The 14,368-nt window shown below is 65.9% G+C and carries 13 protein-coding genes; 9 read left to right on the top strand and 4 right to left on the bottom strand.

The genetic code is table 11. The features are described 5' to 3' along the window. Nucleotides 1-28 precede the first annotated feature (28 nt). Entirely contained in the window at nucleotides 29-1,540 is a 1,512-nt protein-coding gene (locus ACEUEL_RS05290; protein ID WP_405702899.1) for a tripartite tricarboxylate transporter permease, read from the bottom strand. A gap of 3 nt (nucleotides 1,541-1,543) precedes the next feature. Further along, complete coding sequence (locus tag ACEUEL_RS05285) at nucleotides 1,544-2,017, bottom strand: tripartite tricarboxylate transporter TctB family protein (RefSeq protein WP_405702896.1); 474 nt, start codon at nucleotides 2,015-2,017, stop codon at nucleotides 1,544-1,546. A gap of 203 nt (nucleotides 2,018-2,220) precedes the next feature. On the opposite strand from ACEUEL_RS05285, the gene ACEUEL_RS05280 reads away from it, so the two are divergent. Continuing rightward, nucleotides 2,221-2,907: a GntR family transcriptional regulator gene (locus tag ACEUEL_RS05280; protein WP_405702894.1), complete on the top strand. Its 687-nt coding sequence runs from the start codon at nucleotides 2,221-2,223 to the stop codon at nucleotides 2,905-2,907. Nucleotides 2,908-2,911: 4 nt separating this feature from the next. Here ACEUEL_RS05280 and ACEUEL_RS05275 read toward each other — a convergent pair whose 3' ends face one another. Then, nucleotides 2,912-3,817: an isocitrate lyase/PEP mutase family protein gene (locus ACEUEL_RS05275; RefSeq protein ID WP_405702892.1), complete on the bottom strand. Its 906-nt coding sequence runs from the start codon at nucleotides 3,815-3,817 to the stop codon at nucleotides 2,912-2,914. A gap of 188 nt (nucleotides 3,818-4,005) precedes the next feature. Between ACEUEL_RS05275 and ACEUEL_RS05270 the strand changes: the two genes are divergently transcribed. The 6 genes from ACEUEL_RS05270 (at nucleotide 4,006) to ACEUEL_RS05245 (ending at nucleotide 8,197) form a co-directional block, all read left to right on the top strand. Further along, nucleotides 4,006-4,170, top strand: coding sequence for a hypothetical protein (locus ACEUEL_RS05270; RefSeq protein ID WP_405702889.1), 165 nt, complete (start codon nucleotides 4,006-4,008; stop codon nucleotides 4,168-4,170). Between the two features lie 111 nt (nucleotides 4,171-4,281). Continuing rightward, nucleotides 4,282-4,737 (top strand): carboxymuconolactone decarboxylase family protein, encoded by a 456-nt coding sequence (locus tag ACEUEL_RS05265; protein ID WP_405702888.1) that lies wholly within the window; start codon nucleotides 4,282-4,284, stop codon nucleotides 4,735-4,737. Between the two features lie 208 nt (nucleotides 4,738-4,945). Continuing rightward, entirely contained in the window at nucleotides 4,946-5,695 is a 750-nt protein-coding gene (locus ACEUEL_RS05260) for an SDR family oxidoreductase (protein ID WP_405702886.1), read from the top strand. A gap of 95 nt (nucleotides 5,696-5,790) precedes the next feature. After that, a complete protein-coding gene (locus tag ACEUEL_RS05255) occupies nucleotides 5,791-6,153 on the top strand; it encodes a cupin domain-containing protein (protein ID WP_405706576.1) in 363 nt (120 codons plus the stop codon). A 76-nt stretch (nucleotides 6,154-6,229) separates the two neighbouring features. After that, complete coding sequence (locus ACEUEL_RS05250; protein ID WP_405702883.1) at nucleotides 6,230-7,135, top strand: sigma-70 family RNA polymerase sigma factor; 906 nt, start codon at nucleotides 6,230-6,232, stop codon at nucleotides 7,133-7,135. A 96-nt stretch (nucleotides 7,136-7,231) separates the two neighbouring features. Beyond that, on the top strand, nucleotides 7,232-8,197 hold the full coding sequence (locus ACEUEL_RS05245) for an oxidoreductase (protein ID WP_405702881.1): 966 nt from the start codon (nucleotides 7,232-7,234) through the stop codon (nucleotides 8,195-8,197). A gap of 294 nt (nucleotides 8,198-8,491) precedes the next feature. Here the strand turns inward: ACEUEL_RS05245 and rtcR are convergent, their stop codons facing one another. Further along, on the bottom strand, nucleotides 8,492-10,102 hold the full coding sequence (gene rtcR / locus ACEUEL_RS05240; RefSeq protein ID WP_405702878.1) for an RNA repair transcriptional activator RtcR: 1,611 nt from the start codon (nucleotides 10,100-10,102) through the stop codon (nucleotides 8,492-8,494). 210 nt (nucleotides 10,103-10,312) lie between these two features. Here rtcR and ACEUEL_RS05235 point away from each other — a divergent pair, with 210 nt between their 5' ends. Both ACEUEL_RS05235 and ACEUEL_RS05230 read left to right on the top strand, forming a co-directional pair. Next, nucleotides 10,313-11,872, top strand: a complete 1,560-nt coding sequence (locus ACEUEL_RS05235) for a vWA domain-containing protein (protein ID WP_405702876.1) — start codon at nucleotides 10,313-10,315, stop codon at nucleotides 11,870-11,872. Between the two features lie 702 nt (nucleotides 11,873-12,574). Beyond that, nucleotides 12,575-13,981: an RtcB family protein gene (locus ACEUEL_RS05230; RefSeq protein WP_405702874.1), complete on the top strand. Its 1,407-nt coding sequence runs from the start codon at nucleotides 12,575-12,577 to the stop codon at nucleotides 13,979-13,981. Nucleotides 13,982-14,368 lie beyond the last annotated feature (387 nt).

The following is a 14,368-nucleotide window of genomic DNA, read 5'->3' as shown; positions in this document are numbered from 1 at the left end:
CCGATGTTTTTTTGGTTTGCGAAAGGCCTCAAGCGCCCTCGGTGATGGCGCGGATGCGCACCCGGTTGAACCAGCCGGCGAGTGGAAGCAGCAGGATGACGATTGCCGCAATCAACAGGACCAGCGAGATCGGACGCTGGAAGAAGGTCGTCAGGTCGCCCTGCGACATCATCAGCGACTGGCGCAGCGCGCGCTCCATGGAGTCGCCGAGGACAAAGCCCAGGATAAGCGGCGCCGTAGGGAAACCCAGCTTGGCCATCAGGAAGCCAAGCAGGCCGAAGGCCGCCAGCAGTTCGACGTCGAAGATCCGCTCCGACACGCTATAGGCGCCGATGATCGACAGGCCGAAGATGAGCGGAAACAGAATCCAGGTCGGCACCCGCAAAAGCTGAGCGAACAGGGGCACCAGCGGCAGGTTCAGGAGCAGCAGCACGACGTTGCCGACATACATCGAGGCGACGAGGCCCCAGAAAATGTCGGGTGACTCGGTGATCATCAGCGGGCCGGGCCGAACGCCCCAAAGGATGAGTGCCGACAGCAGGATCGCGGTGGTGCCGCCGCCCGGTATGCCCAGCGTCAGCAGCGGCACGAGCGCGCCGCCGGTGTCGGCATTGTTGGCGCCCTCGGGCGCTGCGAGGCCCTCCGGTGCGCCTTTGCCGAACATGTCCTTGCGCTTCGAAACCGCCTTCTCGATGCCATAGGCGATGAAGGACGCGATGGCGGAACCTGCTCCCGGCAGAACGCCGATGACGAAGCCCGTGATCGAGCCATTCAGAAACGCGAAGCGCGACGCCTTGAGCTCTTCGCGGCTTGGCAGGAGATTGCGGAACCCCTTGGGGATCGGGATGAGCGTTCCTTCGGCCCGGTTCTGGATCGTCGTCATGATCTCCGCGATGGCGAAGACACCGATGGCGATGACGACGAAATCGAGCCCGCCAAGCAGTTCCGGGCGGCCGAACGTGAAGCGCGACTGGGCGGAGAAAAGATCGATGCCCACAGTCGAGAGCCACAATCCGACCATCAGGGCCAGCAGTCCCTTCAACAGCGATGTTCCGGACAGAAGCACCACGAGCGACAAGCCGAACGCCATCAGGGCGAAGTATTCAGGCGAACTGAACGAAAGGGCGAAGCGCGAAATCGCCGGCGCAACCAGGGTCAACAGGACGATGCCAACGGTGCCGGCGATGAAGGAAGCGATCGCCGCGATGCCGAGAGCGGCGCCGGCGCGGCCGTTGCGGGCCATCTGATAGCCGTCGATGCAGGAGACGACCGAGCTGGATTCGCCCGGCATGTTCAGCAGAATCGAGGTGGTCGAGCCGCCGTACTTGGCGCCGTAATAGATGCCGGTGAGCATGATGATGCCGCCGGCCGGGTCCATGTTCAGCGTCAACGGCATGAGGATGGCGATGGTCGCCGCGGGCCCGAGGCCGGGCAGGATGCCGATCACCGTGCCGAGGAAGCAACCGACGAAGCACCAGAGAAGATTCGCGGGTTGCAATGCGATACCGAACCCATGGCCAAGTCCGTTCAGAATATCCATGGATCAGATTCCCAGCGGGCCGACCGGCAGATCGAGCTGCAGCAGCATGACAAAGATGACGTGGAACAAAGCCGTGATCCCGATACTGGCGATGACCGCTTCCATCAGAGAGCGTTGGAAGACGATCCGGATCAGGAACAGGCAGAGAAGCGCAAAACCCGTGACGAAGCCGATGAAGGGCATCAGGGCTGCCGCAACCACGAAGGCCGCCCATGTGACGAGAGCGCGACCAACACCCCACCAGTCGGCCGGCTCGTCGACATCGCCATCGGCCCTGACAACGCGGCTGACGATCAGGGCCAGCGACAGCACGACCATTATGGCGCCGTACCATATCGGAAAGAAGCCGGGGCCGGGGCCGCTTGGGCCTATGTATGTCCAGGCGTAGGACCTGGATACGATATGAACGCCAAGTCCGGCCAAAGCCGCGCCAGCCCACAGGTCGCCATCGCGGACCAACTTTTCAAACTGTGTCATGAAGTACGCTCTCCCACCTCGACTATGCACTCAGGTCGGTTTTCGTCAACACGATTTCAAATTCTGTATGCAGGATTGCCGTTCGCGTCCTCTTGGAATCGCCTTATGGGTGTGTCGAGCCCCCATGCGCCGTGCTAAATTCTTGATATCGTCAACGCATGCCGGTATCGGCTCGATTTCTGCAGACAACCGGATCACACCGAATGGAAGCCCCGCAGTCGGCCAGCTCAAGGAACAAGCTCCGCGACAAGATCGAGGAGGAGATCCTGAACGGCGTGTTCCTGCCGGGCGAACGGCTGGACGAGGTTTCGTTGGCCGAGCGCTTCGGCGTCTCGCGTACGCCGGCGCGGGAAGCGCTGATGCAACTGGCCTCCCTGGGGCTGGTGGAAATCCGGCCGCGCCGCAGTGCGATCGTCGCGCAGATCGGGCCGGAACGGCTCGTGCAGATGTTCGAGGTGATGGCGGAGTATGAAAGTCTGGCCGGCCGGCTGGCGGCGCGGCGCTATACCGATGCCGACAAGGCGTTCATCGAAGTGAGACACGCCGCCTGTGCCGATGCCGTGGCGAAGGAGGATTCGGCGCGTTATTACGAAGAGAACGAGGCATTCCACTTCGCCATCTACGCGGCGTGTCACAACGATTTCCTGAGCGAGCAGGCAACCGCGCTGCACAAGCGGCTGAAGCCCTATCGTCGCTTTCGGCAGCGCTTCCGCAACCGCATGCATGTCTCCTTCGCGGAGCATGAGCAGATCGTGAAAGCCATCTTCGCCATGGATGGCGAACGGGCCGGAAACCTCCTGCGATCGCACATCACGATCGACGGAGAGCAGTTCAACGACTTTATCGCATCGCTCCAACTCGATGTGCAGTCGCGGCAGGCGGGCTCATAACACCTCACCCGCGGCGGGCGTTGACCACTGCCGCGGCGCGTTCGTCATAGGCCTGTTCCCGCTCGCGGAAATCGTCGAGGCCGACCAGCGCATAATAGTCGGGGAGCGGCATCAGCCTTTCACCGAGACCTGCGACGCTACCGCTGAGCTTGAGTTCAGTGATAGCGTCGCGCACGCCCTGCGCGGCCGCGAAAAGCGCGATGGACGGCAGGGTGACGGCAGCGACGCCAAGCTCGCGCATGCCTTCGAGACCGGTCGGATGATTGCCGGCCGCCTGTGACAATGTCGCAAAATGCGGACCAGGGATTTCGGCCATGCAGCGCGCGATCTGCTCACGCGTATCGGCACCCTGCGGTTTTGCCATATCCACGCCGGCCTGCATGAACATCTGGCACCGCTCCACAGCATCGTCCAGCCCGGTCAGGCTGAGACAGTCGGTGCGCGTTCCGATGAAGAACGAGGCGTCCGTCCGGGCGTCGAGCGCGGCCGCGATGCGGGACAGCATGATCTGAGGCGGTACGACCTCTTTGCCGGGCAGATAGCCGCAGCGATTTGGGAAGACCTGGTCGCTGAAGAAAAGGCCGGCTGCGCCGGTTGCCTCGAAGGCGCGAACCATTCGGGCGACGTTATGTACGCCGCCGAAGCCGGTGTCGGCGTCGATGTAGACGGGGATATCCACCGCGTCGACGATCCGCGCATAGTGGTCCGCCATGTCCCGCATATTCGACTGGCCACCATCCGGCTCACCAAGCATCGAGCCGATCGCTGCGTAGCCGCCGGCGGTCACGGCGCCAAAGCCTGCTTGTTCGATAATGCGGGCCGACAGCCCGTCATACGCCCCCGGCATGATCAGAAGCTCGTCAGCGGCAACTAGGTCGCGGAATCTTTTTCGCCTGGTCAATACCGTCACTCCGGAGTCGCGTGGGATCCATATCGCCGTATCGCCACAGCGAGTCTAGGCCGAGCAGCGAACGGCGAACGGTCAGGATCGAGGCGACCTATCCGAACACCCGCCGCGCACCGCGCACGGCTTCCGTTCGACCTGGACAGAGCGCACCTTCGGCAAGCGCGCCGTCAGGTCGAGCTGATCCGCAATCTATGGACCGAATGGTCCGGCAGAGCGACGAGGCGTCCTTCAACGCCTGGCTGGAGCGCAGCTTCCACGTCACGGCGGCGCACTTCCTCTCCTCGGCCGCGCGCCTGTGTCAGTGCGCAGTTAATCCATCGGGCCTGCTCGCACTCGAACAAAAAGCGCTCTGCTGAAACCTACGATGCTTCGAGTTGAAGTGCAGCATGGGCATGTCACATCCGGGGCGCTCGGCTCGTCATGGCTTCGAACGTCGATCTCCGGCGCTCCGAGCACAAGGACGAGACATGAGCGAGAACACGCGGCTGGTCTGGAACGAGGTGGCCCCGCAGGGAGCCAAAGCGCTCTATGGCATCCATCACTACATCACCACCGGCACCAAGCTGCCGCATGAGCTGATCCACCTCATCTTCCTGCGGGTGTCGCAGATCAATGGCTGCGCGCACTGCATCGACCTTCATACGCGCGACCTGCTCAAGTCGATGCCTCTCGAGAAGGTCGTCCTGGTTCCGGTCTGGGCCGAAGTGCCCCAGCTGTTCTCTGAACACTACCGCGCCGCCCTCGCCTGGGCGGAAGAGGTCACGCGGGTCAGCGAAACCCACGCCTCCGAAGAAGCCTATGCGGCAGCCAGCGCCGCCTTCGCGCCGAAGGACCTGGTGGATCTCACCATCACCATCGCGGCGATGAACGCCTTCAATCGGCTGGGAGCGCCCTTTCGACTCCCGGTTCAGGTGAAGGCTTAGCTATCTCAGTCGCAAGGCCAGGGGCGGCGCTACCGCCGTCCCGTTTCCGCCGCGGTCGATCTATCGGTGGCCGCGTCCCGGCGTTTGCGTCGCGGATTTTTTTCCGGGGATGTCACATCCGGGGCAACACGCCTCGTCCTTGTCTGCAACGGACGCTTGAAAGCGGCAGGTGCCGCCTGGTCCGTTCCTGAGCAGGGAGATGTATACCATGAAGATCGTCGTGATGGGTGGAAGCGGGCTCATCGGTCGTTACCTGACGGCCGACCTCTCGCGACAAGGACTCGATGCCATCGCGGCTTCGCCGAGTACCGGCGTGAACGCGCTGACGGGTGAAGGCTTGGCCGGGGTCCTTGCCGGCGCCGACATTGTCGTGGACGTGTCGAACTCGCCCTCCTTCGAGGATGCGGCGGTGCTCGACTTCTTCGAGCGCTCGGGCCGCAACCTGCTCGCGGCTGAGCGCGAGGCTGGCGTGAGGCACCACGTCGCCCTGTCCATCGTGGGCACGGATCGCCTGAAGGGCAACGGCTACTTCCGGGCGAAGGTCGCGCAGGAACGGCTCATCAAGGCCTCGGGCGTCCCCTTCACCATCGTGCGCGCGACCCAGTTCTTCGAGTTCGTCGCCACCATCGCGCAAGCATCGGTCGAGGGCGACCAACTCGTCGTACCCGATGCCGACTTCCAGCCCATCGCCGCCGCCGATGTCGCCGCGGCTCTCGCCGATGCCGCGCTGGCTCCGCCGCGCAACGCGACGATCGAGATCGCCGGGCCGGACCGCTTGCCGTTCCGCGAGTTCGTCGCCCGCCGCATCGCCGCTGACGGCGACCTTCGACAGGTCCAGGCCGACAGGGCGGCGCGTTACTTCGGCGCTGCGCTGGAGACGGATTCACTCGTTCCCGAGCATGCGGAAGCGGCGCGCCTCGGACCGACGCGGTTCGAGAGCTGGCTCGCGGCCGCCTGAACCCGATGCGTTTCTCCCGTCCACCAAGAAAGGCCCACGCTGTGTTCAAGACATTCCTGCTGGCAGGCTTCCTTGCCGTCTCCGCCGCTCCCGTCATGGCGGCAGATGTCGCGCGGGGCGAGGCGCGCGTTACGACGATCTTCGACCATCCGCTACCGTCCATTCCGGGCAAGAGCCTGCGCGGCGTCCTTGTCGAGTATGGTCCGGGCGGCTCCTCACCGTCCCACACCCATGCCGCATCCGCCTTCATCACGGCAACCGTGATCGAGGGCGCGGTGCGCAGCCGCATCAACAACGGACCGGAAAAGGTCTTCGGCGTCGGCGAGAGCTTCGTCGAGATGCCGGGCGACCATCACGGCGTCAGCGCCAACGCGAGTGACGTCGCGCCCTCCAAGCTCCTTGCCGTGTTCGTGGTGGACACGGACGACACCAAACTAACGACGCCGGACCGCCCTTAGAGTGTACGTTGGGCGGCGGGACTTGTCCGCGCCCATTCATCGCAGAGACCGGTGAAACCACTGTCGAGGAAACGCTATGCGGCAAGTGGACGACGCGACGGACATCTTCGAGGCCCATAGGGCGCGGCTCCTGCGCATCGCCTACCGCATGCTCGGCTCGCGCAGCGAAGCCGAGGACGTCGTCCAGAACGCATGGTTGCGCTGGGTCGCCACGGACCGAAAGGGTGTCGCCGCCCCGTATCCGTTCCTTGCGCGCGTCGTCACACGGCTCTGCCTTGACGAGATGAAGTCGGCACGCGCTCGTCGGGAGACCTATGTCGGCGCGTGGCTCCCCGAGCCCCTGGTCGAAGCCGGGGAAGATCACCTGGACGAGGACGATCTGACGCTGACGCTGATGATGGCACTCGAGCGCTTGTCACCGTTGGAACGGGCGGCCTTCCTCCTCCACGACGTCTTCGGCGTGCCGCTCGGCGAGGTGGCGGACACGCTCGACCGGGAAGCCGCGGCCGTGCGCCAACTCGCCGTCCGGGCGCGCCGAAACATCCAGGCTGCGCGACCGCGCTTCCCGGTCGAACGCGAAGAGGGCGAACGGATCGCGCGTGCCTTCTTCGCGGCCTCCACCAGCGGCGACACCGCAACGCTGCGGACGCTCCTTGCCGAGAACGTGGTTCTGCGTGCGGACGGCGGCGGCAAGGTTCTGGCCTTCATCAACCCCATCAGTGGATTGGACCGGCTCCTGCGGCTGTATGAAGCGGTGCGGCGAAAATGGGGCGAGGGCTGGGCGCAGATGCTGGAACCCGCCTGGATCGACGGGCTGCCCGGCTATATCAGCCGCGAACGCGGCGACGTCCTGCAGACAACAGCGCTCGCCATCGAAAACGGCCGGATCACCGCGATCTACATCACCCGCAATCCCGACAAGCTCCGCCACGTCGCGCAGGCTCTCGCCGCCGGGGCGGACCCGACTTCGTGGACACAGTGATCAGATTGCGGGCGGCACAAGTCGCCCCCTCCGACGTTCTATCTGTCGAGGCGCCCCTGTTCTCGCACGGCGCGCCCGCTCACGCAGGACAACCCTATGACACAGCAGACACCCATCGGCTCGGGCTTCGGCGCCGCCAGCACGGCCATGGAGGTCGTCTCCGGGATCGATCTCTCGGGAAAGCTCGCCATCGTGACCGGAGGGGCCTCGGGTCTTGGGCTCGAGACGACGCGCGCTCTCCTCCATGCCGGGGCCGAGGTCATCGTCCCGGCGCGCAACACCGAGCGGGCAAGGACGGCCTTACAGGGACTTGCCGGCGCAACCGTCGAACTCTTGGATCTTGCCGATCCGCAGTCCGTGGCCGTGTTCGCGGCTCATGTGGTGTCCGCAGGCCGGCCCGTGTCGATCCTCGTCAACAGCGCCGGCATCATGGCGACACCCGAGATGCGGGACGCCGAGGGCCACGAGGCGCAGTTCGCGACGAACCATCTCGGGCACTTCCGTCTTGCGCTCGGGCTCTGGCCCGCTCTTGCCGCGGCCGGAGGCGCACGCGTCGTCAGCGTCTCCTCGCGCGGCCACCAGATCGCCGGGGTCGACTTCGAGGACATCGACTTCCGGGTTCGTCCCTACGACAAGTGGGTTGCCTACGGGCAATCGAAGACGGCCAACGCCCTTTTCGCGATGGCGCTTGACCGCCGGGGACGGAGCCATGGCATCAGGGCCTTCTCGCTTCATCCCGGCCAGATCCTGACCGATCTCGCACGCCATCTCAGCGCCGAGGAGATCGCCTCGTTCGACGCTTTGGACGAGGCAGGGCAGCCGATCATCGATCCCGCGCGCGGTATGAAGACCGTCGAGCAAGGGGCCGCAACAAGCGTCTGGTGCGCCACGAACCCGCGTCTCGACGGCTTGGGCGGGGTCTATTGCGAGGACTGCGATATCGCCATCGTCAACAATCCGAGCATGGGAAGAAAAGGGGTGAGCCCCTCGGCGTGCGATCCGGAATCGGCCGAGCGCTTGTGGCAACGCTCCGTCGCGTGGACAGGGTTGGACGCCGTTTGAGTTCCTGTGCCGTCGCCAGGGAGGCGCGCACGTCTTTCGACTGCGGTTGTGTGGGCGTTCGACCAGCCCCAGAGCGTCCTCGCCGAGGAACAGCCGCACCGGCGGGTTCTCGGCATCGACCAGCGCGAGCCACGCCTGCGCAGCCTTCCCGGGTCTCCGGGCTGATTGCCGCTCCTGGCCTGTCGCGCGGTGCGCGGATTGGCGTTAGGAGGGAGGAAAGCGCGATATTGATCTTCCCTGGAAACGTCCTGTGCCGGATTCGAGGACGTGTCGCGAGCCGAGACGTGCCGCATGTCAGCCTTCGGTCGCCACATCGTCGAAGCGCAGGCCGAAGCGGGCGAGATATTTGCGCAGCCGGTCGGCATCGTTGCCGCTGGTCTTGGTCGCTCGAGAGGCGGCAAACAGTGTCCGCCCGGCGGCGCTGATCGTGCGGCTCTCCCGGCAGACGGCGATGACGGCCGAAAGCTGGACCCGGTCGAACAGGTCGAGTTCCCCGATCCGCTCCGTGCCCAGGATCCCGGCCAGATCGATGTCCGGGCGCGCCGCGCTCCGACCAGCCGTCCGCCACTGCGCCGCCAATCGCGCGATCTCGTCGCGCACCGTTGGCTCGTCGATGCGCCCCTTCGGGGCCAGCGTCGCCATGCGGGTAACCGAGGCCGAGAGGTCGCGGAAATTCGCCAGCCAGAGGGCGTCGGGCGCTGACGCGAAGGCGAGGTACAGCGCACGCGCCTCCTTGTTGAAGGTCACGCCCTGGCGCTCGCGGTCGGCGAAGCGGCGCAGCTCGAACTCCAGATTCGGCTCGATGTCCTCCCGCCGCTCGCACAGGGCCGGAAGGCGGAAGGTCCACAGATTGAGGCGCGCAAACAGATCCTCACGGAAGGTGCCATCCTTCACGCTCAGGGCAAGGTCGCGATTGGTGCCCGCAAGCAGTTGGAAATCGGACGTTGCGTCACTGTCCGAGCCGACCGGCAAGAAGCGTTTCTCCTCGATCGCGCGCAGGCACATGGCTTGTTCGTCGAGCCCCAGTTCGCCGATCTCGTCGAGGAACAGCACGCCCTTGTCGGCTGCCTTCAGTAGGCCGGGGCGCGCGGTCTGCGCCCCGGTAAAGGCGCCCTTCACATGGCCGAACAGGCTCGACATCGCCTGGTCGCCGCGCAGCGTGGCGCAGTTGACCTCGACGAAAGCGCCCGACACTTGATGCTGCGCCTTCTTCAGATCGTAGATGCGCCGAGCGAGCTGGGATTTGCCGGCGCCGGTCGGCCCGGTGAGCAGCACCGGCGCGCGCGAGCGGATGGCGACCTTCTCGATCTGGTCGATCATCGCGTTGAAGGTTGGGCTGCGCGTGGCGATGCCCGCCTTGAGGAAGGAAGTCGCTTCCTCGCGCTCCGCCGCGAAGCGCGTGGCGATCACGTCGTAGCGTGAGAGGTCGAGGTCGATGATCGAGTGCTTCCCCGCATAGCTCTCGTCAACCGGCTGCCCGCGCGGCGGCGAGAGCTGGATCAGCCGGCCGGGGATCGTATTGGCCTCGGTGAGCAGGAACCAGCAGATCTGGGCGACATGCGTGCCGGTGGTGATGTTGACGAGGTACTCCTCGCGCTCGGGATCGAACGGATAGGCGCGGGCGAAGTCGCGCAGCACCGTATAGACCTCGCTGAAGTCCCATGGATCCTTCATCGCGATCACATGCGGGCGCACCTCGGTGGCCGGTGAAACGGTCTCGATATCGGCGATGACCTGCGGACCCAGCCCGCCCGAGTTCGGGCCGTGGATCAGTTCCAGCCGGTCGATGAACAGGTCTTTCTGCTGGCAGAGCGCGACGGTGGGTCGCCAGCGCTTCCAACGGTCCGGCCCGCGTCCCACGTCGAGCGTGGTTCCGAGAATGCCGATCGCAACGCGACGGCGCATGGCGTTTATCCAATTATCTAAGAGCCGATCCTAGCATCTAATGGCGAACGTTATGGCAGGAACGCCGTCTCGCGAAGTGGAAACGCATTCCGAAAAAATTATTTATATAAATCAAGCTACTATCATGAATAATGACGCTGACGATGCGCGCACGTCGGCAGTTGGCACGAACCCTGAAATGGAGGTAGGCGCAAAAAGAGGAACCAGATCATGGCAAACAAATCCGTGTTTGCATCCATCGCCGGAAAGCTGCTCCCGCGCAGCGATGCCCGCAACCATGAAGGCGCGCCGGCCTACCAGCTGACGCCGCATCAGGCGCTGGCGCAGCTGGCCGTGACGGGAACGTTCAACGCGACCTTCTATGCCGGGGCGCGGGAGCAGCTCGACGAGGTTCTGGCCCTGGCCTGTCAGGTCGAGCCGGAATACCTCGCCAAGGTCGCGGTGCATGCCTTCGAGACGGGAGGCATCAAGGACATGCCGGCCCTGCTTCTCGCGGTGCTCTCCGGCATGACCGGCGACGCGTTCAACCGGGCCTTCCCGCGCATCGTGCGCAACGGCCGGATGCTGCGCAATTTCGTAAAGGTCATGCGGTCGGGTGCGACCGGTCGCAAGTCGCTCGGCTCGCGGCCCAAGCGCTTCGTGCAGAGCTGGCTCGGCATGGCCAGCGATGTCGAGATCCTGCGGGCGGCGGTCGGCAACGACCCGTCGCTGGCCGACGTGATCAGGATGGTCCACCCGAAGCCGAAGGCCGCCTCGCGGCAGGCGCTCTACGGCTACCTGATCGGCCGGCCGCACGATGTTGCGGCGCTGCCGGACGTCGTGAAGGCGTTCGAGGCGTTCAAGCGCGACCTGTCGCTGCCGGTGCCGGCGGTGCCGTTCCAGATGCTGGCCTCCCTGCCCCTGACGCGGGAGCATTGGGCCGGGATCGCCGAAACGGCCGGCTGGCAGATGCTGCGGCAGAACCTGAACAGCTTCGCCCGCAACGGCGTGTTCGAGGTCGAGGGTTTCACCGAACGCCTCGCCGCCCGGCTGCGCGATCCGCAGGAGGTGCGCAAGGCGCGGGCCTTCCCGTATCAGTTCATGGTGGCGTTCACCATGGCGGATCCGGCGGTTCCGGCCCTCGTCAGGGAGGCCTTGCAGGAGGCGATGGAGATCGCCCTCGGCAATGTCCCGGCCATCGGCGGGCACGTCGTGGTGTGCCCCGACGTGTCGCGCTCCATGGCCTCGCCCGTGACCGGCTACCGGCCCGGCGCGACCACGGCGGTGCGCTGCATCGACGTGGCGGCGCTCGTCGCCGCTGCGCTGCTGCGGGCCAACCGGACCGCGCGGGTGTTGCCGTTCGAGCAGGAGGTGGTCGCCATCGACCTCAACCCGCGCGACGCGGTGATGACAAACGCGGCGAAGCTGGCGGCGATCGGCGGCGGCGGCACCAACTGCTCCGCCCCGCTCGAGCGGCTCGTAAAGGAGAAGGCGACGGTGGATCTGGTGGTGATCGTCTCGGATAACCAGTCCTGGGTCGACGCGGTGCCGCACGCCCATCAGGGCACGGCAACGATGCAGGCCTGGAGCCGGCTGAAGGCGATCAACCCCGCGGCGCGGCTGGTATGCGTCGACATCCAGCCGACCACGACGACGCAGGCCAGGGGCCGCCCCGACATCCTGAATGTCGGCGGCTTCTCGGACGACGTCTTCGACGTCATCGCGGCGATGGCCGCCGGCACTGCCGGGCCCGACCATTGGGTGAAGACGATCGAGGCGGTCGCCTTGTGACACGACGCCTCCCGGCGGGAAGCCGCCAGGAGGCCCACGAACCCGAAAGGGCATGACGAATGCCGATGGAACTACAGGCTATTACCCTCCAGGTCGCGGGTTCGAATCCCGCCGGGTCTGCCACCATGGACCCGTAGCTCAGCGGTTAGAGCAGGTGTCCGCCGCAAGGCGGGCGATGTTTCATCACCCTTGTCGTCATGACTGAAAGGACACAGCAGAAGAGCCGCGGCGAATGCCGGATGGAACTACAGCTCCCGATGGGGATGGTTCGTGAGGTTCGACTCCTCGCCCGGCAGGCGCCCTTGGCATGGGCGGGACCTCCCGGTTTCATCCACCCTCGTCGCCGCGGCTCCCGTCATTCCCGGCGAATGCCGACGGGACTACAGGTAGAGCAGCCGCGGCGGCAGCCGCGGAAGGTCGGATGTTCGATTCATCCCCGCCCTTCCCCGGAAGGCGTGGTAGCTCAGTTTCTGTCCCGCCACCCCTCGTCGCCGGGGCCGGACACGGACGAATGCCGGCGGGACTACAGGTAGACGCGGCCTGCATCGCAGGTGCCGAAAGGCGTGAAGGCTCGAACCCTTCCTTCGCTCCGGCGAAGTGGCGGAAAAACGTCCCGCCTCACCCTCGTCGTTCGTATCGCCAACGACCCGGCACGGGAAACGCCCGCGCCGGCCACCCGCAAGAACAAGAGAGAGTACGACCATGACCAACGTTTTGAGCGGACAGGACCTGATCGACGCCGGCCTCGAGCAGGGCAAGTGGTTTCGCCGCGCGCTGGCTGCCGGCAATGCCCTGCTGGAGCGCGGCGGCTCGCTGGAGGAGGCGATCGCGCTGGCACGCGGCTTCGCGCCGCCGCCCGCCATCCCTCTGCGCGCCGCGAGCGCTGTGCCGTTCCACCTAAACATCGAGGCGGAAACGCCGGAGGAGGCGGCGAATGTGGAGGCCGTCGCGCGCACGATGACGGAGCTCATGCGCACGCCGGTCGTGCGCGCCGGCGCAGTGATGCCCGACGCGTGCCCCGCCGGGCCGCTCGGGACCATCCCGGTCGGCGGCGTGGCGGTGTCGGAGGCGATCCATCCCGGCATGCACTCGGCCGACATCTGCTGCTCGATGGCGATCTCGGTATTTCCGGGCATCGCGCCGGCACGCCTGCTCGACGCGGTCCACCAGGTGACTCACTTCGGGCCCGGGGGTCGTCCGCGCGGCCAGCAACTGCGCCCCTCGGCGGGGCTGATGGAGCGGTTCGACGCCAACGGGTTGCTGCGCGACATGGTCAGCCTGTCGATCGAGCATTTCGGCACGCAGGGCGACGGCAACCACTTCGCCTTCGTCGGCACGCTGAAGTCGAGCGGCGAGACTGCGCTGGTGACGCACCACGGCTCGCGCGGGCCGGGGGCGCGGCTCTACGCCAAGGGCATGAAGATCGCCGACGCCTTCCGGCGGGCTCTGTCGCCGGAAACGGCGGCGCAGAACGCCTGGATTCCCGCCGAAACGCCCGAGGGCGAGGCCTATTGGGAGGCGCTGCAGCTGATCCGCGAGTGGACCAAGCAGAGCCATCTGGTGATCCACGACCTCGCCGCCGAACGGCTCGCCACGCGCGTGGCCGATCGCTTCTGGAACGAGCACAACTTCGTTTTCCGTCGCGAGGACGGGCTGTTCTATCACGGCAAGGGAGCGACCCCGGCATTCGACAACTGGGCGGCGGACGCGACCGATCTCACCCTCATCCCGCTGAACATGGCGGAACCGGTGCTGATCGCGCGTGGCAGCAACGCCGCCCACGGCCTCGGCTTCTCGCCGCATGGCGCGGGCCGGAACTTCTCCCGCACCCAGCACAAGCGGCTGCAGGCGGGGCGGACCGATGCGGAGATCTTCGCGCAGGAAACGGCGGGGATCGACGCGCGGTTCTTCTGCGGCACGACGGATATTTCCGAACTGCCGAGTGCCTACAAGAACGCCGCCTCGGTCCGTCGGCAGATCGAGGGTTTCGGCCTTGCCGAGATCGTCGACGAGGTGCTGCCGCATGGCTGCATCATGGCCGGCGACTGGGAGGTAAACGCGCCCTGGCGGCGCAAGCGGCAGCGGGACGTCGACGGTGCGTCCGAATGACAGTGGGGGTCACGGCCGGCATCGTCCGTGGCCCCTTCACCTAGGTGCGCCTCTGGCTTCTGGCCGCTTAAGCCAGATCGGAATATTTGGCCTCGCCCCCCAAACGAATATTTTCCGGACAAGGCCCCTGCCCTGTCCTTAAGGGGGCCAAGCCGACGCCGATCCTGCACGGACGGCGCCATGGCGGCGCCAACCTCAACCGTGAGCGCAACTCGAGGGCTCATGGCGGCGCTGGCCCGCGGCCGCAAAGGCGACGCGCAAGAAGCTCTCGCGGGCGGACATCGACGCCGCGCGCCCTGCTCGCCGCCGGCATCAACCCGATCGCCGAGGTCGACGGGCGGCTCGGCATCGCCCGGACCACGTTTTATGAGCAAGAGCTAGATCTGC

Origin of the sequence: Ancylobacter terrae (genome assembly GCF_045108345.1) — a bacterium.
Taxonomy (GTDB): Bacteria; Pseudomonadota; Alphaproteobacteria; order Rhizobiales; family Xanthobacteraceae; genus Ancylobacter.
The sequence above is the reverse complement of the archived record's forward strand: the minus strand, read 5'-3'. Positions and strand labels throughout refer to the sequence as shown.